We start from the raw sequence: 26177 nt of genomic DNA, 5'->3' as shown, positions 1-26177 counted from the left end.
CGCGTTCGAGTCGCTCTCCGATCGTTGATCGATGCCTCACTTGCTGCATGGCGGATTTTCCTTGTTGCTAGAGCGACCGGTTTTTCACGACGGCTGACGCTCTCGGGCGATGGCGCGATAAGCGATATCGCGCCGGTACTCGGCGCCGGGCCAGCGCACCACGTCGAGACCGGCGTAGGCCTGTGCCGCCGCGGCGCCGACCGTCTCGCCGAGAGCGGTAACACATAGCACGCGCCCACCGCTGGTGACGACGCGACCATCGTCGCTCATGCGGGTGCCGGCGTGGAAGACCTTGCAGCCGGCCGCGTCCGCCGCCTCGAGCCCGGTGATCTCGTCACCCTTGCGGTAGCTGCCGGGATACCCCTCCGCCGCCAGCACCACGCCGACGGCGGCGCGCGAATCCCACTCGCACTCGACCTGATCGAGCTGGCGCGCGAGCGCCGCCTGGCACAGCGCCACCAGATCGCTTTTCAAGCGCATCAGGATCGGCTGGGTTTCCGGGTCGCCGAAGCGGCAGTTGTACTCGATCACCTTGGGGGCGCCCTCGGCGTCGATCATCAGCCCGGCATAGAGAAAACCGGTGTAGGGATGCCCCTCGCTGGCCATGCCACGGACGGTGGGCAGAATCACCTCGTCCATGATGCGCCGGTAGACGCTTTCGGTGACCACGGGGGCCGGCGAGTAGGCGCCCATGCCGCCGGTGTTGGGGCCGGTGTCGCCATCGCCCGCCCGCTTGTGGTCCTGGCTGGTGGCCATCGGCAGCACGTGCTCGCCGTCGACCATGACGATGAAGCTCGCTTCCTCGCCGTCGAGAAACTCCTCGATCACGACCCGCGCCCCGGCGTCGCCAAAGGCGTTGTCTTCGAGCATGTCGCGAATCGCCGCTTCGGCTTCGGCTTCGGTCATCGCCACGACCACGCCCTTGCCCGCCGCCAGGCCATCGGCCTTGATCACGATCGGTGCGCCCATCTGCTCGAGATAGGCCAGGGCGGGCGTGACGTCGCTGAAGGTTTGATAGTCGGCGGAAGGGATCGCATGGCGCGCCAGGAAGTCCTTGGTGAACGCCTTGGAGCCCTCGAGCTGGGCGGCGCCCTCGCTCGGGCCGAAGATCGCCAGTCCGGCCGCCTGGAAAGCGTCGACGACGCCGGCGACGAGCGGGGCTTCCGGACCGACGATCGTCAACTCGACGGCGTTGTCGCGGGCGAAGGCGATCAGCGCCTCGCTCTCCATGACGTCGATGGCCACGTTGGTCAGACCGGGCTCCCGCGCGGTGCCGGCATTCCCCGGCGCCACGAATACCGTCTCGACCTGTGGCGATTGCGCCACTTTCCATGCCAGCGCATGTTCGCGCCCGCCCCCGCCAATGATCAGAACCTTCATCGCTAGCCTTCTTCTGGAACTGTGACTGAATGCATGGGCGCATTATGTCAGAAAGGCCAGGCGCTCGCCGCTGTGTTCAGGCTCCCCGGCTTCAGGCAGAATGATCGCCCTGCCCGATCCTCCGTCACGATGCGCCGACCCGCTACCTCATGAACCTGATTCTGCTGCAGCCCGACGAGTGGCTGGACGACACTCACGCCACCGTCCGTGATCCGCGCCGCCTGCGTCACCTCGTCGACGTCCACCGCGCCACACCCGGCGACAGCCTGACCGTGGGCGCCCTGGATGGCCTGATGGGCCGCGGGGAACTGCTCGCGTTGAGCGACGGCGAAGCGCGATTCCGGGTCACCCTCGACCGCGAGCCACCGGCGCCGCTGCCGGTCCATCTGCTGCTGGCACTGCCCCGCCCGCGGATGCTGGCGAGGACGCTGGAGCACGTCTCGGCACTCGGGGTGAAACGCGTGACCTTGATGCATACCCGGCGTGTCGAGAAGAGCTACTGGCAATCCCCCGAACTGAAGCCGGAGAAGATCCGCCAGCACTTGCTGCTCGGACTGGAACAGGCCCGCGATACCCGGCTGCCGGAGATCACGCTGGAGACCCGTTTCAGACCGTTCGTGGAAGATCGGCTGCCAGCCCTGCTCGAGGGCCGGCGTGGGCTGCTGGCGCACCCCGGACTGGCCCAGGCCTGCCCTCGCGCCATCACCGAGCCGACGCTGCTGGCGATCGGCCCGGAAGGCGGCTTCGTCGATTACGAGGTCGAAAGGTTCCTCGAGCTGGGCTTCGAGGGGATTCATCTGGGAGAGCGCATTCTGCGCGTGGAAACCGCCGTTACCGCGCTGCTCGCGCGACTCTTCTGAGGCGATGATCCTCCCCTTCGGATAGTCGTGCCCATGGCGCCACCGACTCGATGGCGAGCGGCATCAACCCGCCGATGCCCGAACCTTCGATGAAGATCGGCTCAGCCAGCTCGTGGGATCGCGAATCAGTTCGATACCGAGAAACCGGGCCGCGGTGACGCCGAGATTATCGAGCAGGCGAGCGCTCTCTTCGTCCAGCGCCGGGAAGAAGGTGCCGCCACGGGAGTCGTGCAACCAGCACAGCACGGGTACCCGGGGGCGGCCGGCGGGAACCGCCAGCTTGAGCCGCCGATAGAGATCCGCCACGTCGAGCCTTGTCGTATCCACCCACAGCAACCATCCGACCGGAGAGATCCCCGCTTCGTGCTCTCCCAGCGCCAGCCAGGTTCTGCCTTCCGGGGCGGGCAGCGTGGCCAGTGCCCGCCCCAGCGCATCGCCCCCCGGCTCGCCCAATACCCGCAGGGGGACCGCAGCGGGGCTCAGCCGGGCGCGCAAGCCGGCCGCCTGGTCGCTCACGCCGCCACGGCCACATCGGCAGACGTGACCACTCCCGCCCGCGCCAGCGCGGCATGCGCGCTCAGCGTATCCATGAGCGCCTCCAGCAGCGCCTTGGGACGCCGTCCACAGCGACGCTGGGCAATCCCCGACAAGCTGGCCCGGACATCCATCGCCCAGGCCTGCTCCTCTTCGCTCAGCCGTAGCGCCAGCGCTGCCAGCATCGCGGCCAGGTGCCAGCGCTGCTCGCTGTCGTGGGTCACCAGGCCGCGATCGACCAGAATCCGATCCGCCTGCCGCGTCATGCCGGGCAGGGCATCGCCGGCAAGTGCCGATGGCAGCCGCGAGGCGGCATCGAACCCGGCTTGTGCCGTGCCGAGCCAGTAACGGCTCGCCAACCGGCGGCCGTCGTCACGATCGCGGACTTCGCCATGCCAGGCCACGACCGGCAGCGCGTGAGGATCCTGGCGACGCTGGCTGAGGCTCGTCTCCAGTCGTGTCACATGAAGGTCCGCCGCGCGGCCCTGATGGCGCACCGGCCATTGGCCCACCTTCTCTCCGAGCGCCATCGCCTGGGATAGCGCCAGCCATTCGCCAGCGTGACGCAAGCGGCGGCTTCCCGTCACCGATGCCAGCCAGCCCTGCCCCTGGCTATCGAGATCCTCGAGCTCGGCGACATTCGGCAGCTGCGCGAACAGGTGCCAGCCGACGCCGAGCGGCCGCGCCCACTCCAGCTGACCGCGCTGGCCGGCCGGCAGCCGGTGGCGCGGCCAGGCCAGCGGCTGCGGCATGCCGTGATGATCCAGCGAGACCAGCGGCATCGCCCGGTCGCCACCGCTGACATTGCCACTCTTGGACCAGTACAGCGCATGGGCACTCCGGCTGGAGGCCACCAGCCGCTGCTGAGTCATGTCGTCCATGAGTCGCGCAAAATCGCCGGCGGCGGCCCCGACGCGATTGGCGCGCTGCCAGACCTGTTCGAGCAACGCCATGCCCAGGTTGTGCTGCCTCAAGGTAGCGAGCGTCGTCTCCAGTGCGCCGCCCTGACGCAGCACACCGCGGGAGAGCGCCTGCTGGCGGGCCCGCGGCAGTGGCAGCGCCTCCGTTTCCCGAAGCTCGTCGAAGGGCGACTCGCCCGCCAGCGACAGCGCTTCGGCGAGCAGCGCATCGGCCTCCACTCGCTCGAGATCCTCCGGCACGCGTTGACCGCGGGAGACGTAACAGAGCTTGAGACGATGCCGCATGACCACATCGAGCACGCTGCCCAGTCGCGCCGCCTCGTCGAGCTTGGTCAGGATGCAGCCCCACAGCGGCGCCCCGGCATCCAGCGACGCCTGCTGCCAGGCTTCGATGACCTGCGCCAGGGTATCGCCGTGGCTGGCGGCGTTGAGCACGAGTACGCGCCTTGCCGGCGCGGGCCCCTCGGCCAGGCGAGAGATCTCCCCCACCAGCCGCTGGTCGCGCTGACTCATGCCGACGGTATCGATCACCGTCAGCTTTTTCCCCGCGCTGCGTGACAGCAAGGCGCGACGCGGCTGCGTCAGTCTGGCGACCAGCTCCCCCAGGTCGCCATCCTCCTCGAGCGCGTAGACCTCGGTTCCCAGTAGCCTGGCGTAGATTCGCAACTGCTCCGCGGCGCCGATGCGGTAGCTGTCCGTGGTCACCAGGGCCACGTCCTTGGGTCCGTGGCGCATCACGTAGCGAGAGGCCAGCTTGGCCGTGGTGGTGGTCTTGCCGACGCCGGTGGGACCGACCAGCGCGAACACCCCGCCCTCGGCGAACAGCGCGTCCTCGTCCTCCAGCCAGGCCAGCCGCGAGCGCAGCTGGCGCAGCAGCCAGGCTTCCACGAGGGGAGATTCAGGCGTCTCCTCGCGCAGCTCCTCCGGCGGGTCCTGGAGAATGTCATCGGCCAGCGATGCGCTGAACCCCGCCTGCATCAGGCGTCGGCGCAACGAGGCCGTGAGCGACGGAGAATCGGTCCGCGGGGATGAGGCGTTGTCGCGCAGCAGCGCGCGCACGTCATCCAGCAACCGGCGGTTGAGCGCCTCGAGCGTCTCTACCGTGGGCGTGGCGGCAGGCTCCGGCACGGCGGTCGCCGCGGGACTCGCTTGCGGCTCGAGACCGGCCAGCGCCTGCTCATGGGCCTGCTCCGGCATGGCGATGATCTCGACACCCCCTTCGACCGCACGATTGGAGAGGATCAGCACCTGATCCCCCAGTGCCGATCTCACCTGACGCATGGCCTCGCGGCTGTTACTGGCTATGAAACGTTGGACGCCCATGACTTCCTCGATGGTTCGGGGCAGTCCGCCAGAAGTCGCCGACCGCCACTAAAGATTCGCGGTCACAGTCTGCCAGCCACCGGACACCGGGCATGGCCGGGAATGGCGGTCAAATCGGTGCCAATTCCGAGGCTGGGCGATATCGAGATGACACGCGAGCGCGATCCACCGGGGATGGCCGCGAGCGAGCGCGCGACGCGGAAAGAGCCCCCGCCGCGCACCGAGGTGGGGTCAGCCGCTGGTCAGGCGCTGGATCAGGGATTGCGTCGGATAGCCGTCGGGGACCACGCCGATGCTGCGCTGGTAGGCCCGCAGGCCGGCGCGGGTGTTGGGACCGACCAGACCATCCGGCGTGCCTACATCGAAGCCGTGGGCGTTGAGCCCCTGCTGCATGCGACGGATGCGATCACGCGAGAGCGCCGGTTCGTCACGCGGCCATTCACCCTGGATCCCCGGGCGTCCGGCCAGCCGGTCCGACAGCGTGGCGACGGCCAGCGCGTAGCTGGTCGAGGCGTTGTAGCGCATGATCACGCGAAAGTTGGGCCCGACCAGAAATGCCGGCCCCTGGGCGCCCGCCGGAGCGATCACCGAAGCCTGATCGAAGTCCGGCAGCGGCTGGCCGTCGAGGCGCTTCACCCCCTGGGCCTGCCATGCCTGACTCGGGTGACGCACCGACAGCTCGGTCTGGGAGTAGTCGAAGCCGTCCGGCAACGTGACCTCGACGCCCCAGGGTTGCCCGCGCTGCCAACCGGATGCATCGAGGTAGTTGGCCGTCGACGCCATCACGTCGGGAATGCTGCCCCAGATATCCCGGCGACCATCACCGTCCTCGTCGACCGCATAGGCCAGGAAGCTGCTCGGGATGAACTGGGTATGTCCCATCGCCCCCGCCCAGGAGCCTCGCATGTGATCCCGGTCGATATCGCCATTCTGCAGTATCTTGAGGGCCGCCATCAGCTCGCCCTGCGCAAACGACTGACGTCGTCCGTCGAAACCCAGCGTCGAGAGCGCATCGATGGTCTCGAAGTCGCCGAAGTTGCTGCCGTAGTTGCTCTCGATCCCCCAGATGGCAACGATGATTTCCCCGGGAACGCCGTATTGCCGGTTGACCTCATCCACCGTGGCCCGGTTGGCGGCAAGGCGCTCACGACCATTGGAGACGCGCGACGCCGAGACGGCGCTGTCGAGATAGCTCCAGATCTGGCGGGTGAACTCGGGCTGGGAACGGTCGTACTCGAGAATGCGGGGCTGGTAACTGGCCCGATCGAACGCTTCGGCCAGCGTCGCCTGATCGATCCCCTCGGCGGCCGCCCGCTGCCGGAACTGGTCGACCCAGGCGTCGAATCCGGCCGGATCCTGCACAACCCCGGCATCCGTGGCGGCGGCACCGGAACCGTTGTCGGTCTCCTCGGTCGCCGCCCGGGAGTCGGACGGGCTCGATGTCGTCTTCTGGGGAGCGCTGGAGGCGATCGTTTCGCTGGCGCGACCTTTCGACGCAGTATGGGTATCGGCGACGCTCTGACACCCCAGCAGCGCCAGCGAGAGGCAGAGCGAGAGTGCGGCGGGAGCCTTGACCGGTAGTGAACGCTTCACGGAGACATATCCTTATGCTGAAGTGGTTCCAGGAGACGCTGGACGCCGATGCGGTTGCGCTGGCGGATTGCACCGCAGTGTAGCGTATCCCGTCGCCCGGGGAAGTGACCTGCAGCCGATGACAACGCGCCCTGCGCGAGGGCCGGAAAGCGGCGCCGGCCCCCGACGTTTCGCGCCTTCGTCGAAGCCAGATTGGAGGCTCCAGGTTACCCGCGCCGGGGCAGCCACCATCCATCGCCCCCTATGGCTAGGTGTATATCGGCGTGGTAAAGTCGGACCAACGCCACCATTTGGTTTCCATAATTTACTAATATTTTCAATAATTTCGCGCTCAGCGAACCATGACCAGGCGTTTCCTGAAGGGAGGAGAGACACCATGCCGGGCCACATGCCTAGCCAGCTTTCGCTGACATGCGCGACCTGTCGTATTGGTGCCCCGACTCGTATCGGTGCCCAGACACCGCCATCCATCGCTGGCACGATCACACCTGGTGGCCGGACCCCTGCCTGGATGCTGGCACCCCGCGGCGCCCGTCGTCCTTATCTGACCGATCCGCCCCAGCGACTCTGACCTGGCGACTGGCACGCCATGAGACCATGGATACCGCCATCGCCGCTTGTCCGCAGTGGGCCACCCGCCCCATCTCGCGCGGAGAAGGACATCATCGCCCCGACTTCGACCATCCCCAAGACGCACGCCTCGTGCGACTGGCAACATCGCTTACACTGAGGCGAGCTAGGGGCGCGGATCGATTGCGACGGGCGAGAAACGAAGCTCGAACGGACCGGCTGCCACCATGAGGCAGATCGAGAAACGGGCCTCCCTGATCCAAGAATAGAGCGACAACTTCATGTCACTGCCGCTGATCGTTCTGCTGCCGCTTCTGGGCAGCCTCATACCCTTGCTGAGCAGTAACCGGCAACGCAATCTCAATGCCTGGTCCACCGCCCTGCTTCCCGCGATCGCGCTGGGCATCGTGATCGCCCATGCTCCGGGCGTGATTGCGGGTGAGGTGTACCACTCCAGCATGAGCTGGGTGCCGCAGCTGGGCCTCGATCTGGCCTTCCGTCTCGACGGCCTCTCGCTGCTGTTCCTGCTGTTGATTCTGGGCATCGGCCTGCTGATCATTCTCTACTCGCGCTACTACCTGTCGCCCGAGGACAGCATGCCGCGCTTCTACGCCTACCTGATGCTGTTCATGACCTCCATGATCGGCATCGTGATGGCCGACAACCTGTTGCTGCTGTGGGTGTTCTGGGAACTGACCAGCCTGTCGTCGTTCTTGCTGATCGGCTACTGGTATCGACAGAGCGAGGCACGTCGCGGCGCGCGCATGGCCCTGGCGGTCACCGGCATGGGCGGGTTGGCGATGCTGGCCGGCTTCCTGCTGATCGGCCATATCGTCGGTACCTTCGACCTGCAGACGGTGCTCGACAGCCGCGAGCTGATCCAGGCCGACCCGCGCTATCTGCCGGCGCTGCTGCTGGTACTGCTCGGCGCGTTCACCAAATCGGCGCAGTTCCCTTTCCACTTCTGGCTTCCCCATGCGATGGCCGCACCGACGCCGGTTTCGGCGTTCCTGCACTCCGCCACCATGGTCAAGGCCGGCGTGTTCCTGCTCGCCCGCCTGCACCCGGCGCTGGCCGGCTCCCAGTTGTGGCTCTACATCGTCACCCTCACCGGGCTGGTGACGATGATCTACGCCGCCTACTTCGCGCTGCTCAAATACGACCTCAAGGGCGTGCTGGCGTTCTCCACCGTGAGTCACCTGGGTCTGATCACCATGCTGTTCGGGCTGGACAGCAAGCTGGCCGTGGTGGCGGGGCTCTTCCACATCATCAATCACGCGATGTTCAAGGCGGCACTGTTCATGTCCTCCGGGATCATCGATCACGAGACCGGCACGCGGGACATCCGCAAGCTGAGCGGGTTGCGCCACAGCATGCCGATGACGGCGGCGCTGTCGGGCCTGGCCGCGGCCTCCATGGCGGGGGTGCCGCTGCTCAACGGTTTCATCTCCAAAGAGATGATGCTGACCGAGACACTGGAGAGCAGCCTGCTGGGCGGCCTGGCCTGGCTGATCCCGGTGCTGGCGACGCTCGGCAGCATACTATCGGTGGCCTATTCGCTGCGCCTGATCCGGAATGTCTTCTTCGGCCCGGAAGCGAAGGAGCTGCCCAAGGCGCCGCATGAAGCGCCGTTTCCGATGCGCCTGCCCATGCTGCTGCTGGTCGGTCTGTGCGTCGTCATCGGGCTGATACCCGCAGTGATCGTGTCGGGAGTGCTGGATGCCGCCGCCCAGGCCACGATCCTGGCGCCGAGGCCAGAGCTTCATCTGTCGATCTGGCACGGCTTCAACCTGCCACTGCTGATGAGCGCCATCGCGCTGGCCGGCGGGGTCGGCATCTACGCCGTGCGCCGCAATCTGTTCAGCTTCCAGCGCCAGTTCCCGCAACGCAACGCGCTGATGATCTTCGAGCACAGCGTGCGCCGCCTGCTGCAATGGACCCAGATCGCCATCGACCGGCTCGAGAACGGCTCGCTGCAGCGCTACATGCTATGGCTGATCGTGGCGGTGCTGTTCCTCACCGGCAGCGGACTGCTGGACCTGGACCAGTTGCAGGGCTCGCGCCAGCCGCAGCCGCTCGACGGCCTGCTGCTCGCCGGCGCTGGCATCACGATCCTGGCGGGCCTGGGTACCGCCGTGCTCCACCGCCGCCGGCTGGTCTCGCTGATGATGCTGTCGGTCGTCGGACTGATGGTGTCGTTGGCGTTCGCCCGCTTCTCCGCCCCCGATCTCGCGCTGACGCAGCTGGCGGTCGAAGTGGTGACCGTGATCCTGCTGATGCTGGCTCTGTTCTTCCTGCCCCAGCGCACGCCCAAGGAGTCCACCGGCGCACGCGTGGTGAGGGACGTGCTGCTGGCGGCCGGTTTCGGTGGCGTGGTGGCGAGCCTCAACTACGCCCTGCTGACAAGGCCGCTGGACAGCATCTCCGGCTTCTTCCTCGACAACAGCGTCAGCGGCGGTGGCGGGCACAACGTGGTCAACGTCATCCTGGTCGACTTCCGCGGATTCGATACCCTGGGCGAGATCACCGTGCTCTGCATCGCCGCCATCGGCATCTACAAGCTGCTCAATCGCCTACGCCTGTTCATGCCATCGAGCGACAGCGAAGGCCGCCCCTGGTCCAAGGACCTGCACCCGATGCTGCTGGCCACGGTGTCACAGACCCTGCTGCCGCTGGCGCTGCTAGTGTCGGTATTCATCTTCCTGCGGGGTCACAACGAACCCGGCGGCGGCTTCATCGCCGGCCTGGTGACGGCGGTCGCGCTGATTCTCCTCTACATCGCCCGTGGCGTGGACTGGGCCCAGCAGCGCCTCTCCTTCCAGTACCAGCCCATCGCCGTGACGGGCGTCGCCATCGCCACCCTGACCGGCCTCGGCAGCTGGCTGTTCGGCCACAACTTCCTGACCTCCGCCTTCGGCCATTTCTCGATTCCGTTTATCGGCGAGATCGAGCTGGCCACGGCGATGCTGTTCGATCTCGGGGTCTACCTGACGGTCGTGGGCGCCACGCTGATGATTCTGGCCAACCTGGGCAAACTGACCACGCGACACCGGCCCAGCAAAGAGAACGAAAAGGAGACCGTCTGATGGAAGCGCTCTACGCCACCGTAACCGGTTTCCTGGCCGCCAGTGGTCTCTACCTGGCGTTGCGGGGCCGCACCTTTCCCGTGGTCGTGGGACTGACCCTGCTCTCCTATGCGGTCAACCTGTTCCTGTTCTCCACCGGCGGGCTCACCACCAACGGGGCGGCGGTCATTCGCGAAGGCGTCACCCACTACGCCGACCCGCTCCCCCAGGCCCTGGTCCTGACCGCCATCGTGATCGGCTTTGCCATGACCGCATTCTCGGTGATCCTGGCGATGCGCGTGCGCGGCGACCAGGGTAGCGACCAGGTCAACGACCAGCGCGGCGAAGAGCCGAAGGAGGGGAAGTCATGATGCATCACCTGATCGTGCTTCCGGTCCTCCTGCCGCTGCTGAGCGGACTGCTGATGCTGGTCAAACGAGACTCGATCGTGCTGCCTCGACGGGCGATCGCCTTGGCCAGCACCGCGGCACTGCTGGTGATCAGCGTCGTGCTGGTGATCCAGAGCGATAGCGGAGAGATCACCTACTACGCGCTGGGCGACTGGCAGCCACCTTTCGGCATCGTGCTGGTGCTCGATCGACTCTCGGCGCTGATGGTCTGCCTGACAGCCTTCCTGGCCCTGGGCAGCGTCGCTTACGCCTGCGCCGGCGACGACCGCAAGGGCAGCAATTTCCACGGCCTGTTCCAGCTGCAGTTGATGGGGATCAACGGTGCTTTCCTGACCGGCGACATGTTCAATCTGTTCGTATTCTTCGAAGTGTTGCTGATCGCCTCCTACTCGCTGCTGATGCATGGCGGTGGCAAGGATCGAACCCAGGCCGGCTTCCACTACGTGGCGCTGAACCTGGCCGGCTCGGCGATGTTCCTGATCGCGCTCGGCGTGCTCTACGGCACCACCGGCACGCTCAACATGGCGGACATGTCGCAGAAGGTCGCTGCGCTCGATCCCGACCGGCTCGGTCTGATCAAGGCGGGCGCGTTCCTGCTGCTGGTGGTGTTCGGTCTCAAGGCCGCGATCCTGCCGCTCTATTTCTGGCTGCCGCGCGCCTACAGCAGCGCGCCGGCGCCGGTAGCGGCGCTGTTCGCGATCATGACCAAGGTGGGCATCTACGCGATCCTGAGGGTCTACACGCTGATCTTCGGCGGCGGGGCCGGCGAGCTGGCCAATTTCGTTCAACCCTGGCTGTGGTGGTTCGCCTTGGCGACACTCGCCCTCGGCGGCCTTGGCGTGCTATCGGCCCGCGACCTGCGCAACCAGGTGGCCTATCTGATCCTGATTTCGGTCGGCACCCTGCTGGTCGGGGTCAGCATGAATCGTGAGGCGCCCCTCGCGGCCGTGCTCTACTACATGATCCATACCACCCTGGTCAGCGGCGGCCTGTTCCTGCTGGCCGATGCGATCGGCGAGCAGCGCGGCAAGGCTGGCGCGCGGATCGTTCCCGGCCGCGGCGTGACCCAACCGGCCCTGCTGGGACTGTTCTACTTCGTCGGTGCGGTCACGGTGATCGGCCTGCCGCCGCTGTCCGGCGCCATCGGCAAGGCGCTGCTGCTGAATGCCGCGCTGCCGAGCGAGCAACCCTGGCTGTGGTCGCTGCTGCTGCTGTCGAGCCTGGCCGGACTCGTCGCCATGGCGCGTAGCGGCTCGACCGTGTTCTGGAAGGCGGGGCGCGGTGACAGCGACGGCCCCAGATTGAAGCCGGCGATGCTGGCGGGACTGATCCTGCTGCTCGGCGCGTCACCGGCACTGTCGATTCTCGCCGGCCCGGTCACGCGGTTCACCGATGCCAGCGCCACTCAACTGCTCGATCACGACGCCTATGCCGAGGCGGTCCTGTCTGGCAACGTCGCCGGAGGTGACTCATGATTCCTCCCACTCGCTGGCTGCCAATGCCGGTGTTATCACTACTGCTGCTGGTGGTGTGGCTGCTGCTGCAGGAGAGCGTCGCGCTGGGGCAGTGGCTCCTCGGCGGCGTGCTGGCGATTCTGATCCCGGTGGTCTGCCGACCTTTCTGGGAGCGCCAGCCGACCATCAAGCGCCCTCTGAAACTGCTGGGCTACTTCTTCCGCGTGCTGGGCGATATCGTGACCGCCAACATCCAGGTCTCGAAGTTGATTCTCGACCCCCGGGGCCGGATGCGACCGGCCTTCGTCGAGTACCCGCTCACGCTGAAGGAGAATTTTCCGATCACCATCCTGGCCAGCACCATCACCATGACGCCGGGAACCGTCTCCGCCCACCTGCGGCTCGACGGCAGGACGCTGCTCATCCACGCGCTGGACGTGGCGGACACCAAGGCGTTGATCGACGAAATTCACCAGCGCTACGAGCGCCCCCTGCTGGAGATCTTCGAATCATGATCGACATGGCCCTGTGGATCGCGCTGGCGTTGTTCTGCGCCGCCATCGTACTCAACTTCTATCGCGCCGTGGTCGGACCGAGTCTGCCAGATCGCGTGCTGGCGGTGGACACCATGTACATGAACTCGATCGCACTGATCGTACTGTTCGGTATCTGGGTCAACAACAAGGACTACTTCGAGGCGGCGCTGCTGATCGCGATGCTGGGCTTCGTCAGCACCATCGCCATCTGCAAGTACCTGCTGCGCGGCGACATCATCGAATAGGAGGCGTGACGATGCTGGATACGATTATCGAGGGCGCGGTCGCCTTCATGCTCATTGCCGGTGGCGCATTCGCCTTCATCGGCTCGCTGGGTCTGACGCATCTCAAGGATTTCTACATGCGTCTCCACGGCCCTTCCAAGACGACGACACTGGGTGTCGGCTTCACCCTGATCGGCTCGCTGATCTACTTCAGCCGGGAAGACGGGCCGGTCATCCAGGAACTGCTGATCACCATCTTCGCCTTTATCACCGCACCGGTATCGGCCCACATGCTGGCCAAGAGCGCACTGCACCACAAACTGAAGCCGGATCCCCGCACCCGCGGCAATCCGGTGGAGCTGGAGAGCGACAAGCCCAGACACACCATCGAGGAAGCCCCCCAGGGCAACTCACCGCTGCCCTAGGAGCGCCGCCGGCATTACCAGCCGGCGGTGTGCTGCTCGACCAGATGGGTCAGCAGGGTGACGTGCTCCGGACGTTCATTGAGCGCCGGGATGTACCGATATCGCCCGCCCCCGGCCTGCTGGAAGTAGTGACGGTTCTCGGCATCGATCTCTTCCAGGGTCTCCAGACAGTCGGCCGCAAAGGCCGGGCTGATAACATCGACGCACTCGGTCTTGTCCGCGCCCCAGGCCTTGAGCGTCTCGTCAGTGTAGGGTTTGAGCCACTCCTCGCGGCCGAACCGCGACTGATAACTCTGAAACCACTCCCCTTCGCCGAGCCCCAACTCCTCGGCCAATAGCCGACTCGTCGTCTCGCAGTGCCTGGCATAGGGATCGCCGTTGTCGACGTAGCGCCTGGGAATGCCGTGATAGGACATCAACAGCCGCCCCCGGTCGCCATTGGCCTCCCAGTGCTGGCGGACGCTGGCCGCCAGCGCCGCGATATAGTCCGGGTGGTCGTGATAGTCGCGCACGAAGCGCAGCTCCGGCAGGTGCGGACAGGGTTCCAGCGCCTTGGCCAGGCGCTGGAACACCGCGCCGGTCGTGGTACGCGAAAACTGGGGATAGAGCGGCACCACCAGGATGCGCCCGACGCCGGCTTCACGCAGCTTGAGCCCGGCCTCCTCCATGCTCGGCTTGCCGTAGGTCATCGCCAGCTCCACCGGGATGGACTCACCGCTGCGGATAGCCAGCGACTCCCTCAACGCGCGCTGCTGGCGCCGTCCGATCGCCAGCAGCGGTGACCCCTCCTCCTGCCAGACCGAGGCATAGGCCTTGGCGACCTTGGGCGGGCGAATTCGCAGGATGACGCCATGCAGAATCGGCCACCACAGCCAGCGTGGCGCATCGATGACCCGGGGGTCGCCGAGGAACTCCCCGAGATATTCCCTCACGGCCTTGGCCGTGGGCGCCTCAGGCGTTCCCAGATTGACCAGCAGCACTCCGTAACGGGCCGCCATAGCACCACTCCTTTCCCTGCCATCTTTTGATGAAATTCTACCAACGTCGCTTGTACTTACCCGATCATCTTATACGATCAATACAATGTGTATAATTTATGGATAACTTAATGTCGCGTCCGCTGATCCTGATTCTGGGTGATCAGTTGTGCGAGGAGCTGGAACTCCTCGCCAACGCCCCGGCCGATGCCGTCGTCGCTCTCTGCGAGGTCAAGGCGGAAGGGGAATATGTCCCTCACCACCCCCAGAAGATCGTGTTGATATTGTCGGCGATGCGCCACTTCGCCGATACCCTGCGCGACAAAGGGTATCAGGTCCACTACAGCCGGCTCGACGACGACGACAACCGCCAGGATCTTCTGCAGGAAGCCGAGCGACTCGCCGACGCCTATGGCTGCGACGAAATCCGGGTGACACATCCCGGCGAATGGCGGCTGCTGGAGCGTATCCAGCGTCGGGGCACGCGCTGGCGACTCTACGACGATACCCGCTTCTACTGCTCCATCGCCGAGTTCGGCGAATGGCTGGAGGGGCGCAGACGCTTTCGGATGGAAGATTTCTACCGCCAGATGCGCAAGCGGACCGGATTGCTGATGGAGGAGGACGAACCGGCCGGCGGTCAGTGGAACTTCGATCACGACAACCGGCGACCCGTCGATAGCGGCCTTCAGTTCCCTGAGCCGCCACGTCATCGTCGGGACGCTATCACCCGCGAGGTCCAGGCGCTGGTCGAAGCGCAGTTCGGCGACCATTTCGGCACCCTGGATGGCTTCAACTGGGCGGTGACGCGACGCCAGGCATTGGGCGACCTGCGCCATTTCGTCGCCCACGCGCTACCGGACTTCGGCACCTACCAGGACGCCATCAGCGACGCGGACCCGTGGCTGTTTCACTCGCGACTCTCGGCGTCGCTGAACATCGGCCTGCTCTCGCCCCGAGAGGTCTGCGATGCCGCCGTGGAGGCCTGGCGGCGCGAGGAGGCACCCATCAACGCCGTGGAGGGCTTCGTGCGCCAGATCCTGGGCTGGCGTGAGTACGTCCGCGGCATCTACTGGCAACGCATGCCGCACTACAAGCGCGCGAACCGGCTCGACGCACGGCGTGGGCTGCCCGATTTCTACTGGACCGCCGACACCGATCTGCGCTGCGTCCGACGCGCCCTGGAGATGACCCGCGATAACGCCTATGCCCACCATATCCAGCGCCTGATGATCACCGGCAACTTCGCGCTGCTTTGCGGGGTCGCCCCGGCGGCACTCTGCGACTGGTATCTGGCGGTCTACGTCGACGCCTTCGAATGGGTCGAGCTGCCCAACACGCTGGGCATGACCCTCTACGCCGACGGGGGCTATCTCGGCTCCAAGCCCTACTGCGCGTCGGGAAAGTACATCGACCGCATGTCGGATCACTGCCGCCAGTGCCGCTACGACGTCAAGCAGGTCACCGGCGAGGGCGCTTGCCCCTTCAACAGCTTGTACTGGCACTTTCTGGAGCGGCATCGCGAGCGTCTACGGGGCAACCACCGCATGAAACTGATCTACGGAAGCTGGGGTCGGATGCAGGAAGACAAGCGAGCGGCCATCCTCGACCAGGCAGAGCGATTCCTGCGTTCGATCCACTTCGAGGCGCCCTACGGCCAAGGTGATCACGCAGAAGGCTATCGGCGGCACTGACGACGGCAGGTCCACGTAGCCTGGCAGCCCGGCATCGGTGTAAACGAGAGAAGAGAGAAGAGAGAAGAGAGAAGAGAGAAGAGAAACAGTATTCCCTCCAGACCATGGCAAGTCACTGCGGGACTCGCCGGAGGGAAATCAGGTTGGTGAATGGAAAATAGGTCGGATTGGAGTCCTGGAGACCGTCGATCCGGGATCAGAAGACCAGCGGCATCCGCGACAGCAGCGGATCGTGATAATGGGGCTCGTGGCCGACGATCTCGTCGTTGGCAACCTGCTGGACCAGATAGGCGCGGTGGATGCCGGCCTGTTTCAGTTCGCCGTAGACATCGTCGAGAGCGCGAAACAGCATCGGCTTGCCGCGCCGGGTCAAGGCCTGCGTGGTACCGTCTTCCGGCTCCAGCATGACTTGATAGTAGCGGCTGCCGGCATGGGCGATGACGCGGATCTCGAAGTTCTCGTGATGTCGTTGATAGTGCGCTAGCTCCTTGAGTTCCATGGTTCCCTCCTGTGGGTCGTTGATGGAATCGTGTTCTGGATCGGGAGACGCTCCTTGCCATCCCGTCGCGACACCCTGACACTCGGATGTGACAAAACTGTGACCAGGGCCTGTTCACACCCTACGCCGCGAGTCGCGTGGAGAGTGTGAACAGATCCTAAGACGCCAAGACACGCCGATCGTTCACCCCCGGACACCTGCCGAACGGCGGTCCAGCGTCACCACGATTCGACCGTTGGCGGCACGCTTGGCCGCCGGCTTGAAGTGGCTCCAGAGATCGCCGAAGCTATCGACCATGGCCTCGGCACCGACGCGAAGCGCAATGATCGACAGCCGGACCAGCGGGAAAAAACGCCATTGATCGTAGCGATCTTTGGCATGAAAGCCACCTTCCGCTCTGGCGTCTGCGGGCACCAGCGCTTGGCTCTCCCTGCTGAAGCGGCGTTGTATGCCGGCCAGCCGACGGTGGAGATCCTTCCCGTCATTCAGCAGCAGTATGAAATCGTCGCCGCCAAGATGGCCCAGAAAGTCCTCCCTCCCCAGTTCGCTTCTCACCAGGCTCGCCAGCGCGAGAATCACTCGATCCCCCAGGGCGTAACCAAACCGGTCATTGAAGGGCTTGAAGTTGTCCAGATCCAGATAGCAGGCGACGAAACCCCGGGCCTGGCGCTGATAGTGTTCCAACGCCAACCTGATGGGGCGGTTGCCTGGCAGTTGGGTCAACGGATTGGCCTGGCGCGCCAACTGGACCTGCTGCTCGGTGAACAGTTGCAGCAGGTTGATGACGTGCCCCATACCCAGATAGCGGCCACCGTCGGTGATGACGAAATCCTCGTCGCGGGATGCCTCCTCGCGCCCAGTCACCTTGCGCGAGACCCGCTCCAGAGGCTCGTGGGCCTCCACGCAGAGCGCCTGGGTCCGCATCACCTTGGTGACCGGCTGACGGCCGTGAAGATCGAAGCCGAAGCGTTTGCCGAGCAGCGCCATCAGTTGCTGGCGCCCCAGGATGCCGATCGGTCGACTCCGGCCATCGACGACCGCCAACGCGTTGGCATGGGGCAGACGGCTGAATCGCTCGGACGCCTCCGCCACGCAGAGAGCGGCGTCCAGCGCGGGCAGCGGCACACTGAGGCGCCGGATCTCTGTCGCGGCGGTGGGCGGGCGATGGTTGGCAGCCAGTGACACCAGTCGGGCTTCGAGAGCCTCGCGTACCCGGTGGGGAGCGGCATCGGGGCGCGCGAACAACCACCCCTGGCAATAATCCGCCCCCAGCTCGAGCAGGGTATCCAGCTCCCCCTCCCGCTCCACGCCCTCCGCGATGACACGGCTATCCATGCTGTGCGCGATGTCGATGATGGAGCGAACGAACCGGCGCTTGACGGGGTTCTCGTCGAGGCGACTGACGAAGTGGCGATCCAGCTTGACGTAGTCGGGATCGAGCTGGGACCAGAGTCGCAGACCGGCGTAGCCGTCTCCCAGGTCGTCCAGCGCGATGGAGAACCCCATAGACTGATAATGGCGGGCAGCCTCGGCCATCAGCTCGCAATCGATCCCCGGCGACTGTTCGGTGATCTCGATGACGATGCGGTCGGGCGAGAGACCGTGCTGGTGAAGAAGCGCCAGCGTCTGGCCGCCGAGATCTTCAGGGTCGATCAGGACTTCCGGACTGGCGTTGAGGAACAGAAGCTCGCCGAGGCCGGTATCCACCCAACGCTTGATCGCCCGCTCCCGGCATCCGCGCTCAAGCGCGGCAAGCAGGCCGCGCTCGCGGGCCGCCCGGAACATCGGGATCGGATTGGCGTAGGGCGAGTCCCGTGGACCGCGAGACAACGCCTCGTACGCCAGAATATGTCCGGTCGTGACGGCAACGATCGGCTGGAAATGAACGCTCAGATCACGACGGGCGACGATCTCGTCGAGAGAAGGGCTGCCGAGGGAAGCGGAGGGTGGGTTCATGAACGCCATAAAAGCGAAACATCATGACACCGTCATGACACATAAAGATACAATCCCGCATCGTCATGGCAGCGACTACTGATAAGCGGAAGGATCGATCGCCTTGCCCAGAGAGTTGCGGTCGATCCACCTGCCCGCCTTCGCCTCCTTGTAGCGAAACACCACGCGGTCGCCGATGGCAACCGGCAGTTCGGCATCTTCCGTCTGATAACTATAGAGTTCGCCATCGACCGTGAGCCAATGGCGGTAGAGATCGGGCATGCCCAGCCACTCCTTGAAAGGGCCTTCACGCTCCAGCTTTTCCAACTGGCCACGCACCTCGATCTTGGGAACCCGCTGACGACGCCCCCGCTGAAATCCACCTGCCATGATTCGACTCCTTGATATCTTTCCAAAACACCGGCAACGCCGGCTTCTTCACTATCCGTCGACTTACTCGTAGTGCTGACCGTAGCTATCCGGCGCCAGATCCTCGAATCGCGTGTACTTGCCGATGAAAGCCATGTGGACGGTACCGATAGGACCGTTACGCTGCTTGCCGATGATCAGCTCGGCCAGCCCCTTGTTGTCCGGATTGTCGGAATTGTAGACCTCGTCGCGGTAGACGAAGGCGATGACATCGGCATCCTGCTCGATGGCGCCGGATTCACGCAAGTCGGACATGACCGGGCGCTTGTTGGGCCGCTGCTCCAGCGAGCGGTTGAGCTGAGAGAGCGAAACCACCGGGCAGTTGAACTCCTTGGCCACGCCCTTCAGCGAGCGCGATATCTCCGAAATCTCGGCGGTACGGTTCTCGGACAGCCCCGGTACCTGCATCAGCTGTAGATAGTCGATCATCACCAGCCCGACATTGCCGTGCTCGCGGGCGATGCGACGCACCCGCGACCGCAGCTCGTTGGGCGACAGCGCCGGCGTATCGTCGATGAAAAGTTGCCGATCCTTGAGCAGGTTGACCGCCGAGGTCAGGCGCGGCCAATCCTCGTCCTCGAGCTGGCCGGTACGCACCCGCGTCTGATCGATTCGCCCCAGCGAAGAGAGCATACGCAGCATCAGCGATTCCGCCGGCATCTCCATCGAGAACACGATGACCGGCTTGTCGCTGGAAACCACCGCGTGCTCGACCAGATTCATGGCGAAGGTGGTCTTGCCCATGGAGGGGCGGCCCGCGATGATCACCAGGTCCGAGGGTTGCAGACCCGAGGTCATGTCGTCGAGATCGCGAAAACCGGTCGAGATCCCGGTCATCTGCCCCTTCATGTTGAACAGCTCGTCGATCCGGTCGACCGCCTTGGTCAGCAGGTCGCTCATGCCGATCGGCCCACCGAACTTAGGTCGCGACTCGCTGATCTGGAACACCAGGCGCTCGGCCTCGTTGACCAGCTCGTCCGGCGGCCGCCCTTCCGGCGAGTAGGCACTGTCGGCGATCTGACGCGAGGCCTGGATCAGTTTCCGCAGTGTCGCCCGCTCGCGGACGATATCGGCGTAGGCGCGAATGTTGCTGGCCGAAGGCGTATTGCGGGCCAGCTCCGCCAGGTAGGCGAGCCCCCCCACGCTCTCGAGCTGATCGCGGCGCTCCAGCGCTTCCGACAGCGTGACGACATCGAGTGGATGCGCGCTCTCGGCCAGTTCCGCCATCGCATTGAATGCCAGGCGATGCTCGTGACGATAGAAGTCGTCCGCGACCAACCGCTCCGACACCGTATCCCAGCTGCTGTTGTCGAGCATCAACCCGCCCAGCACCGACTGCTCCGCTTCGAGCGAGTGGGGCGGCATCTTCAGCTGGGCGGTTTCGTGATCATTGTCGACGCGTTGATTCATGCTTGGCGTTCATCCCGTGTCGCGCGCAGAACACGCTGCAAAAGTCTGGCGCTCATTCTACCCAGTCGGCAGCCACCATCGCCACGCCTCCCGGCCATGAAAAAGGCACGCAGGGCGTGAGCCCTGCGTGCCTTCGGCCAGACGTCTCGGCGACGACGACGGTCGAGATTTACTCGGCCACCACCACCACACGGACGCTGGAAGTGACTTCGGCATGCAGTTGCAGCGCGATGTCGTATTCGCCGGTCTGGCGAAGCGGGCCTTCCGGCATGCGCACTTCGCTCTTGGCGACTTCGATGCCAGCCTGAGCCATGGCTTCGGCCAGATCGCGCGGGCCGATGGAGCCGAACAGCTTGCCTTCATCGCCCGCTTTCGCGACCAGAGACAGTTCGATTTCGGCGAGCTGTGCCGCGCGAGTCTCGGCCTGGGCCTTGCGCTCTGCAGCCTGGGCTTCGAGCTCGGCGCGCTGCGCTTCGAACGCTTCGACGTTGTCTTTGGTTGCCGGCACGGCCAGGCCGTAGGGAACCAGGTAATTACGGCCATATCCGGGCTTGACGGTGACCTTGTCACCCAGGTCGCCCAGCTTGCCGATGTTATCGAGCAGAATGACTTCCATTCTCGTGAACCTCTCGTCAATCACTGCGTGTCAGTCGACCGCGAAAATCCGCGAAGGTATCTACCAACGCCAACAGCAGTACAATCAGAATCGTGGGCCAGGTGGTCAACAGCAAGGCATAGAAGCCTACCAGCCAGAACCCGCTCATTCCCTTCAAACCGATAAACCCATGAACCAGTGCCACGCCGGCGACCAGCAGCGGAACCCAGGCCAGCAGACTGGCGGCGGGAACGGCCAGCACCATGCCCAGCGCCATCAAACCCACCAGCAACAGGAGCTGCTTGCGCGATAGCTTCAGTGAATGAAACTCCTCGCGAAACCCTCCGGGGTTGTATAGCCCCGCCTGCCAACTGCGGGCCAGCGCCAGGCAGGCGATCCCGGCGAGCAGCACGACCAGGCCGGTTGCCCCGCCGATCACCAGCGTCGCCATCAGCTCGGTATCGACGCCCTGCGCCGATAGCTGATCGAGCATGCTGGCAACCTCCGACGAGCTCTGCCGCAGTTCCGCCAGCAATGGCGCGGTCCCTCCGGCCGGCACGAAGATGCCAAGCTGGACAAGAACCATGCAGACCACGCTGCCGACGATGAGCGCTTCGGACCAGCGCATGCGTGAACGCAGCACCGTCGCCATCAACGTCACCAGCAGAATGGTGGCCAGCGGAACCGAATCGCCCTGCATCCACCACCAACCGGCGGGGAGGGCTGCGGCCAGCAACACCGGCGCCGCCGTGGTCATGCCCCGGCGCAGGGTAACCAACCCGGCAACGGCGGCGCTGAACCAGAACAGCCACGGCACCAGCGCTGTCAGTGCGGCCGCCGCTATCGCTTGTGGCGTACCGCGCATGATCCAACGTGCCAGTGCCAGCATGATGCCTCGCTATGGATTACCGATCGTAGACTACCGGATCAGGGTTTACTGGTGGCTGTCGGAGTACGGCAACAGCGCCAGGTAACGCGCCCGCTTGATCGCGGTAGACAGTTGACGCTGGTAGCGCGCCTGAGTACCGGTAATACGGCTCGGGACGATCTTGCCAGTTTCGGTGACGTAGGCTTTCAGCGTATCGATGTCTTTGTAATCGATGTACTTCACGCCTTCGGCAGTGAAGCGGCAGAACTTACGGCGACGGAAAAAACGTGCCATGAGAGTCTCTCCTTAGCGAAATCGAATCAGTTGGTTTCGGCGGTGGTTTCGGAACGCTCGGGGCGCTCTGAACGCTCACGATCGCCACGCTCGGAGGGCTTGTCGTCACGGCGACGGCTCTTCTCTTCAGCCGGCTTCATCATCGGCGAGGCTTCGGTAACGGCCTCTTTGTTGCGCACGATCATGCTGCGGATGATGGCATCGTTGAAACGGAAGATGTTCTCGATCTCGTCGAGGGTCTCGCCGCTGCACTCGATGTTCATCAGCACGTAGTGTGCCTTGTGGATCTTGTTGATCGGGTAGGCCAGGTGGCGACGGCCCCAATCCTCGAGACGATGCACGGTACCGCCGTTCTCGGTCACGAGGCTGGTGTAGCGCTCGACCATGGCCGGAACCTGCTCGCTCTGGTCCGGATGGACCATAAACACGATTTCATAATGACGCATGTTAGCTCCTTGCGGTTTGGCAGCTTCCGCGCGGCGACGCTCCTGAAGAGATGGCCACCACGAGAAGCAAGGAGTCGATATCGGGTGAACGGCGTCATGCCCCGCTCACGATCCCGGATATTCAGACCAATTGGCGATTCGCCCGGACAGGTCCGAGCGGGAGTCGCGCTCCATGAGCATAGCCTGCCCACAGAACCGCGCAATTGTAGAGACCAAGCCCTGCCAGCGCAAGTTTAACCGGCAACACCCCCGGCCCGCTGGCGCACCGCCTCGAACAGACAGATGCCGGTGGCGACAGAGACATTGAGACTGGAGACACCGCCCTGCATCGGCAGTTTGACCAGCCCATCGCAGGCCTCGCGAGTCAGCCGGCGCATGCCCTTGCCCTCGGCACCCATCACCAGGGCACAGGGCACGGTGAAATCCGCATCGTACAGGAGCGAGTCCGCCTCGCCGGCGGTACCGGTGATCCAGATCCCATGCTGCTTGAGCTTCTCCATGCAGCGGGCGAGATTGGTGACCTGAAACACCGGCACCAGCTCCGCCGCCCCGCACGCCACCTTGCGCACCGTCGCGTTGAGCGGCGCCGACTTGTCCTTGGGTACGATCACGCCATTGACCCCGGCGGCGTCGGCGCTGCGCAGGCAGGCTCCCAGATTGTGGGGATCGGTGACGCCATCCAGAATCAGCAGCAGCGGCGGCCGGCTGGCCTGCCACTGCTCGAGCCGCCACCACAGGGTCGTTTCGTTCTCGGCGATCAACGGCTCGCAGAAGCCGATCACGCCCTGGTGGGATGCCTGGTGGGAGACGCCATCGAGCGCCTCGCGCGCCATTCGCCTCAACTCGCAACCCGCCGCGTGGGCCTGCTGCAGGAGAGTCTCCAGGCGTTGCTCGGCATGACCTTGCTGAATCCATAGCACTTTCGGCGGCTGGCCGCGTTCGAACAGCGCGCGAACGGCGTGAACGCCATGGACGGGCTCCAGCCCGTCCGGCATGCGAGGCAGCTCGCGCGGCTTCGCGGAGGTGCGGCGATTCGCAGGACGACTCATCTCGGCTGGCGCCTGCTGGACGGCTGGCCGATGGCCGCCATCATCGCTTGCCACCGCGCTGACGCGGGCCGCGGGAACGACGCTTGCCGACTTCGTCACTGCCCTCCGCTGCCCCCTGGCGCTCGCGCTTGCCCGGCCGGCTCTTGCGTGAAGAGGACTTCTTGGCGGGTGCGCCGGCGGCGGGGGCGTCGCCACCGGGCTTCTGGCCACGCGGCGTGCGGCGGTGACGCGGCGCCGCGTCGGCCAGATCGAAATCTATCTTGCGGTCGTCGAGATCGACGCGGGCGATACGCACGGTGACGCCATCTCCCAGACGATAGGCGACCCCGCTGCGTTCGCCCTTGAGGCGGTGCTTTTCCGCTTCGTAGTGATAGTAGTCGGACGGCAGCGACGTCACGTGCACCAGCCCTTCCACGTAGACGTCGTCGAGCCGCACGAAGATCCCGAACTGGGTGACCGAGGCGATGGTGCCCTCGTAGACCTCGCCGACCTTGTCGGAGAGGAACTCGCACTTCAGCCAGTCGGTGACATCCCGGGTCGCCTCGTCGGCGCGACGCTCGGTCATCGAGCAGTGCTCGCCCAGTTCGACCATCTGTTCGAAGGTGTACGGGCACCAGATCGAGGGTTTCTCGACCGGCGCCCCCTCCGCCCGCTGCACGGTCTGGGTCTGACGCGGGCCGCGAATGACCGACCGGATCGCACGATGTACCAGCAGGTCGGGATAGCGGCGGATCGGCGACGTGAAATGCGCATACGCCTGGTAAGCGAGACCGAAATGCCCGTCGTTCTGCGGCGAGTAGACCGCCTGGCTCATCGAGCGCAGCATGACGGTCTGGATGATGTCGAAGTCGGGACGCCCCTGAATCACCTCCCGCAGCGCCTGGTAGTCCTTCGGCGTCGGTTCGTCACCGCCGCCCAGGGTCAGCCCCAGTTCACCCAGGAACACGCGCAGGTTCTCGAGCCGCTCGGGAGCCGGTGACTGGTGGACGCGATAGAGCGCGGGCAGGTCGTGCTTGTCGAGGAAGCGCGCCGTGGCCACGTTGGCCGCCAGCATGCACTCCTCGATCAGCTTGTGGGCGTCGTTGCGCGTGCGCGGCACGATCTTCTCGATCTTGCGCTCGTCGTTGAAGACGATCTGCGTCTCCGTGGTCTCGAAATCGATGGCGCCACGCACTTCCCGCGCCTGGCGCAGCACCTTGTAGAGCGCGTGCAGGTTCTCCAGCGACGGCACCAGTTCGCGGTAGCGTTCGCGAAGTGCCGCCCCTTCGTCGCTGTCCGGCTCCTCCAGCATCGCGCCGACCTGGTTGTAGGTCAGCCGGGCGTGGGACTGGATCACCGCCTCGTAGAACTTGTAGCGACTGATGGTGCCGTTCTGGGAGATGTTCATCTCGCAGACCATGGTCAGGCGGTCGACGTGCGGGTTGAGGGAGCAGAGCCCGTTGGAGAGCAGCTCCGGCAGCATCGGTACGACCTGGCCGGGAAAGTAGACGGAGTTGCCGCGGATGTAGGCCTCGTTGTCGAGTGCACTGCCGCCGCGAACGTAGTGGGAGACGTCGGCAATCGCCACGACCAGCTTCCAGCTCCCGGACTTGGTCTTCCAGGCGCAGACGGCATCGTCGAAATCCTTGGCGTCCTCACCGTCGATGGTCACCAGCGGCATCTCGCGGAGGTCGATTCGCGCCGTCTTGTCCTCCTCCTTCACCTCGGCGGACATGCCGGCGATCTGCTCGTCCACTTCCGGCGGAAACTCCGCGGGAATATCGTGGGAGCGAATCGCGATGTCGATCTCGAGCCCGGGGTCCATCCGCTCTCCCAGAACTTCCACCACTTCCCCTACCGGCTGCTTGCGGGTCTCCGGCTGCTGGGTGATGTGGACGGAAACGATCTGGCCGTCCTTCGCGCCACCGCTGACGCTGTGGGGGATGATCACTTCCTGGCTGATCCGCGAATTCTCGGGGATCAGCACCGCGAATTCGGAGCTGTTCTGACGGAACACACCGACCAGCGTCTGGGTATTGCGGGCCAGCACCTCGGCGATGGTGCCCTCGGCGCGACCTCGACGATCCTTGCCGCTGACGCGGGCCAGTACCACGTCGCCGTCGAACACACGGCGCATCTGGCGCGGCGGCAGCACCAGGTCGGGCTTGACGCCATCGTGACGAATCAGGAAGCCCATGCCGTCACGGTGACCCTGAACGCGCCCCTTGATCAGATCGAGCTTGTCGATCAGGGCATAGGCGCCTCTGCGATCCTTGAGGATCTGGCCGTCACGCTCCATCGCCGCCAGCCTGCGGCGCACGGCTTCCAGCTGGTTGTCGTCTTCCAGCCCCAGCATGGCACTCATGTCTTCATGAGTGATCGGCTTGCCGTAGCTCTCCAGCCGTGCCAGCAGATACTCGCGACTGGGCACGGGGTTGTCATATTTTTCCGTTTCACGAGCCGCGTGCGGATCGTCATCCAACGTCCAATGAGTCATGCAACCATCGTCCTTGCGTTGAGCCTGCTGGGCCTAGGCGGTAGAGAGAATTCACGCGGCGGGCGGCCTGAGCCGTTCGATCTTTTTGGATTCATTCTCCAAGTATAGCGTTCACGCCTGTTCGACCCAACCATGCGCTGCCAAACGGCCAAGGTCGTGGTCGATTGCCAGGTATGGGAATCGCCCCGGGGGGCCCGTTCGGGCGGAAACC

The 26177-nt window shown here is 65.0% G+C and carries 23 protein-coding genes; 8 read left to right on the top strand and 15 right to left on the bottom strand.

Annotated elements, in window-relative coordinates; genetic code table 11:
* Positions 1-84: 84 nt before the first annotated feature.
* The gene (gene purD, locus AAGT95_RS10170) at positions 85-1380 is read right to left on the bottom strand and encodes a phosphoribosylamine--glycine ligase (protein ID WP_110602562.1); all 1296 of its coding nucleotides are present in this window, start codon (positions 1378-1380) and stop codon (positions 85-87) included.
* 149 nt (positions 1381-1529) lie between these two features.
* Here purD and AAGT95_RS10165 point away from each other — a divergent pair, with 149 nt between their 5' ends.
* Positions 1530-2240 carry a 16S rRNA (uracil(1498)-N(3))-methyltransferase gene (locus AAGT95_RS10165; protein ID WP_110602560.1) on the top strand — a complete coding sequence of 237 codons (711 nt, stop codon included), beginning with the start codon at positions 1530-1532 and terminating at the stop codon, positions 2238-2240.
* 63 nt (positions 2241-2303) lie between these two features.
* Here the strand turns inward: AAGT95_RS10165 and AAGT95_RS10160 are convergent, their stop codons facing one another.
* The 3 genes from AAGT95_RS10160 to AAGT95_RS10150 form a co-directional block, all read right to left on the bottom strand.
* Positions 2304-2756, bottom strand: a complete 453-nt coding sequence (locus tag AAGT95_RS10160) for a hypothetical protein (protein ID WP_342596397.1) — start codon at positions 2754-2756, stop codon at positions 2304-2306.
* Entirely contained in the window at positions 2753-5017 is a 2265-nt protein-coding gene (flhF, locus tag AAGT95_RS10155; protein WP_342596396.1) for a flagellar biosynthesis protein FlhF, read from the bottom strand. Before flhF ends, AAGT95_RS10160 begins: the two co-directional genes overlap by 4 nt.
* A gap of 231 nt (positions 5018-5248) precedes the next feature.
* Positions 5249-6610, bottom strand: coding sequence for a lytic murein transglycosylase (locus tag AAGT95_RS10150; protein WP_342596395.1), 1362 nt, complete (start codon positions 6608-6610; stop codon positions 5249-5251).
* An 851-nt stretch (positions 6611-7461) separates the two neighbouring features.
* Between AAGT95_RS10150 and AAGT95_RS10145 the strand changes: the two genes are divergently transcribed.
* From AAGT95_RS10145 to AAGT95_RS10120, 6 genes are read left to right on the top strand one after another with little or no spacing between them, the layout of a single operon-like run.
* Positions 7462-10266, top strand: coding sequence for a monovalent cation/H+ antiporter subunit A (locus AAGT95_RS10145; protein WP_342596394.1), 2805 nt, complete (start codon positions 7462-7464; stop codon positions 10264-10266).
* Positions 10266-10616: a Na+/H+ antiporter subunit C gene (locus AAGT95_RS10140; RefSeq protein ID WP_342596393.1), complete on the top strand. Its 351-nt coding sequence runs from the start codon at positions 10266-10268 to the stop codon at positions 10614-10616. Before AAGT95_RS10145 ends, AAGT95_RS10140 begins: the two co-directional genes overlap by 1 nt.
* Positions 10613-12130, top strand: a complete 1518-nt coding sequence (locus AAGT95_RS10135) for a monovalent cation/H+ antiporter subunit D (protein WP_110602551.1) — start codon at positions 10613-10615, stop codon at positions 12128-12130. Before AAGT95_RS10140 ends, AAGT95_RS10135 begins: the two co-directional genes overlap by 4 nt.
* Entirely contained in the window at positions 12127-12624 is a 498-nt protein-coding gene (locus AAGT95_RS10130) for a Na+/H+ antiporter subunit E (protein WP_110602549.1), read from the top strand. Before AAGT95_RS10135 ends, AAGT95_RS10130 begins: the two co-directional genes overlap by 4 nt.
* The gene (locus tag AAGT95_RS10125) at positions 12621-12890 is read left to right on the top strand and encodes a K+/H+ antiporter subunit F (RefSeq protein ID WP_110602547.1); all 270 of its coding nucleotides are present in this window, start codon (positions 12621-12623) and stop codon (positions 12888-12890) included. Before AAGT95_RS10130 ends, AAGT95_RS10125 begins: the two co-directional genes overlap by 4 nt.
* A gap of 11 nt (positions 12891-12901) precedes the next feature.
* Positions 12902-13294 (top strand): Na+/H+ antiporter subunit G, encoded by a 393-nt coding sequence (locus tag AAGT95_RS10120; RefSeq protein WP_198655798.1) that lies wholly within the window; start codon positions 12902-12904, stop codon positions 13292-13294.
* 14 nt (positions 13295-13308) lie between these two features.
* On the opposite strand, the gene hemH is transcribed toward AAGT95_RS10120, so the two are convergent.
* Positions 13309-14292 (bottom strand): ferrochelatase, encoded by a 984-nt coding sequence (gene hemH / locus AAGT95_RS10115; protein ID WP_110602545.1) that lies wholly within the window; start codon positions 14290-14292, stop codon positions 13309-13311.
* A 110-nt stretch (positions 14293-14402) separates the two neighbouring features.
* Between hemH and AAGT95_RS10110 the strand changes: the two genes are divergently transcribed.
* Positions 14403-15965, top strand: coding sequence for a cryptochrome/photolyase family protein (locus AAGT95_RS10110; protein WP_342596392.1), 1563 nt, complete (start codon positions 14403-14405; stop codon positions 15963-15965).
* A 196-nt stretch (positions 15966-16161) separates the two neighbouring features.
* Here AAGT95_RS10110 and AAGT95_RS10105 read toward each other — a convergent pair whose 3' ends face one another.
* The 10 genes from AAGT95_RS10105 to rnr all read right to left on the bottom strand — a co-directional run bounded on the left by AAGT95_RS10105 (position 16162) and on the right by rnr (position 25966).
* Positions 16162-16464 carry a DUF6482 family protein gene (locus AAGT95_RS10105; protein ID WP_110602541.1) on the bottom strand — a complete coding sequence of 101 codons (303 nt, stop codon included), beginning with the start codon at positions 16462-16464 and terminating at the stop codon, positions 16162-16164.
* A gap of 183 nt (positions 16465-16647) precedes the next feature.
* Positions 16648-18420, bottom strand: coding sequence for a bifunctional diguanylate cyclase/phosphodiesterase (locus AAGT95_RS10100; RefSeq protein ID WP_342596391.1), 1773 nt, complete (start codon positions 18418-18420; stop codon positions 16648-16650).
* Positions 18421-18495: 75 nt separating this feature from the next.
* The gene (locus AAGT95_RS10095; RefSeq protein ID WP_110602539.1) at positions 18496-18789 is read right to left on the bottom strand and encodes a hypothetical protein; all 294 of its coding nucleotides are present in this window, start codon (positions 18787-18789) and stop codon (positions 18496-18498) included.
* A 63-nt stretch (positions 18790-18852) separates the two neighbouring features.
* Complete coding sequence (dnaB, locus tag AAGT95_RS10090) at positions 18853-20238, bottom strand: replicative DNA helicase (protein ID WP_110602538.1); 1386 nt, start codon at positions 20236-20238, stop codon at positions 18853-18855.
* A 169-nt stretch (positions 20239-20407) separates the two neighbouring features.
* The gene (rplI, locus tag AAGT95_RS10085; RefSeq protein WP_071231349.1) at positions 20408-20854 is read right to left on the bottom strand and encodes a 50S ribosomal protein L9; all 447 of its coding nucleotides are present in this window, start codon (positions 20852-20854) and stop codon (positions 20408-20410) included.
* 16 nt (positions 20855-20870) lie between these two features.
* On the bottom strand, positions 20871-21722 hold the full coding sequence (locus AAGT95_RS10080; RefSeq protein WP_342596390.1) for a hypothetical protein: 852 nt from the start codon (positions 21720-21722) through the stop codon (positions 20871-20873).
* Positions 21723-21767: 45 nt separating this feature from the next.
* Positions 21768-21995, bottom strand: coding sequence for a 30S ribosomal protein S18 (gene rpsR, locus AAGT95_RS10075; RefSeq protein WP_035472385.1), 228 nt, complete (start codon positions 21993-21995; stop codon positions 21768-21770).
* A gap of 26 nt (positions 21996-22021) precedes the next feature.
* The gene (rpsF, locus tag AAGT95_RS10070; RefSeq protein WP_110602534.1) at positions 22022-22441 is read right to left on the bottom strand and encodes a 30S ribosomal protein S6; all 420 of its coding nucleotides are present in this window, start codon (positions 22439-22441) and stop codon (positions 22022-22024) included.
* 233 nt (positions 22442-22674) lie between these two features.
* Positions 22675-23490: a 23S rRNA (guanosine(2251)-2'-O)-methyltransferase RlmB gene (gene rlmB / locus AAGT95_RS10065; RefSeq protein ID WP_342596389.1), complete on the bottom strand. Its 816-nt coding sequence runs from the start codon at positions 23488-23490 to the stop codon at positions 22675-22677.
* A gap of 40 nt (positions 23491-23530) precedes the next feature.
* Entirely contained in the window at positions 23531-25966 is a 2436-nt protein-coding gene (rnr, locus tag AAGT95_RS10060; RefSeq protein ID WP_342596388.1) for a ribonuclease R, read from the bottom strand.
* Positions 25967-26177 lie beyond the last annotated feature (211 nt).

It is taken from the genome of Salinicola lusitanus, assembly GCF_038648475.1.
Taxonomy (GTDB): Bacteria; Pseudomonadota; Gammaproteobacteria; order Pseudomonadales; family Halomonadaceae; genus Salinicola; species Salinicola lusitanus.
This window is presented reverse-complemented; position numbering and strand designations above follow the sequence as displayed.

What these genes read in the sequence shown, in the direction of transcription:
- rnr (WP_342596388.1), bottom strand. Translation starts at nt 25,966, where the DNA reads ATGACTCATTGGACGTTGGATGACGATCCGCACGCGGCTCGTGAAACG.
- AAGT95_RS10140 (WP_342596393.1), top strand. Translation starts at nt 10,266, where the DNA reads ATGGAAGCGCTCTACGCCACCGTAACCGGTTTCCTGGCCGCCAGTGGT.
- AAGT95_RS10120 (WP_198655798.1), top strand. Translation starts at nt 12,902, where the DNA reads ATGCTGGATACGATTATCGAGGGCGCGGTCGCCTTCATGCTCATTGCC.
- dnaB (WP_110602538.1), bottom strand. Translation starts at nt 20,238, where the DNA reads ATGAATCAACGCGTCGACAATGATCACGAAACCGCCCAGCTGAAGATG.
- AAGT95_RS10110 (WP_342596392.1), top strand. Translation starts at nt 14,403, where the DNA reads ATGTCGCGTCCGCTGATCCTGATTCTGGGTGATCAGTTGTGCGAGGAG.
- rpsF (WP_110602534.1), bottom strand. Translation starts at nt 22,441, where the DNA reads ATGCGTCATTATGAAATCGTGTTTATGGTCCATCCGGACCAGAGCGAG.
- AAGT95_RS10095 (WP_110602539.1), bottom strand. Translation starts at nt 18,789, where the DNA reads ATGGCAGGTGGATTTCAGCGGGGGCGTCGTCAGCGGGTTCCCAAGATC.
- AAGT95_RS10080 (WP_342596390.1), bottom strand. Translation starts at nt 21,722, where the DNA reads ATGCTGGCACTGGCACGTTGGATCATGCGCGGTACGCCACAAGCGATA.
- hemH (WP_110602545.1), bottom strand. Translation starts at nt 14,292, where the DNA reads ATGGCGGCCCGTTACGGAGTGCTGCTGGTCAATCTGGGAACGCCTGAG.
- AAGT95_RS10105 (WP_110602541.1), bottom strand. Translation starts at nt 16,464, where the DNA reads ATGGAACTCAAGGAGCTAGCGCACTATCAACGACATCACGAGAACTTC.
- AAGT95_RS10130 (WP_110602549.1), top strand. Translation starts at nt 12,127, where the DNA reads ATGATTCCTCCCACTCGCTGGCTGCCAATGCCGGTGTTATCACTACTG.
- AAGT95_RS10165 (WP_110602560.1), top strand. Translation starts at nt 1,530, where the DNA reads ATGAACCTGATTCTGCTGCAGCCCGACGAGTGGCTGGACGACACTCAC.
- purD (WP_110602562.1), bottom strand. Translation starts at nt 1,380, where the DNA reads ATGAAGGTTCTGATCATTGGCGGGGGCGGGCGCGAACATGCGCTGGCA.
- rlmB (WP_342596389.1), bottom strand. Translation starts at nt 23,490, where the DNA reads ATGAGTCGTCCTGCGAATCGCCGCACCTCCGCGAAGCCGCGCGAGCTG.
- AAGT95_RS10135 (WP_110602551.1), top strand. Translation starts at nt 10,613, where the DNA reads ATGATGCATCACCTGATCGTGCTTCCGGTCCTCCTGCCGCTGCTGAGC.
- AAGT95_RS10125 (WP_110602547.1), top strand. Translation starts at nt 12,621, where the DNA reads ATGATCGACATGGCCCTGTGGATCGCGCTGGCGTTGTTCTGCGCCGCC.
- AAGT95_RS10100 (WP_342596391.1), bottom strand. Translation starts at nt 18,420, where the DNA reads ATGAACCCACCCTCCGCTTCCCTCGGCAGCCCTTCTCTCGACGAGATC.
- rpsR (WP_035472385.1), bottom strand. Translation starts at nt 21,995, where the DNA reads ATGGCACGTTTTTTCCGTCGCCGTAAGTTCTGCCGCTTCACTGCCGAA.
- AAGT95_RS10145 (WP_342596394.1), top strand. Translation starts at nt 7,462, where the DNA reads ATGTCACTGCCGCTGATCGTTCTGCTGCCGCTTCTGGGCAGCCTCATA.
- rplI (WP_071231349.1), bottom strand. Translation starts at nt 20,854, where the DNA reads ATGGAAGTCATTCTGCTCGATAACATCGGCAAGCTGGGCGACCTGGGT.
- flhF (WP_342596396.1), bottom strand. Translation starts at nt 5,017, where the DNA reads ATGGGCGTCCAACGTTTCATAGCCAGTAACAGCCGCGAGGCCATGCGT.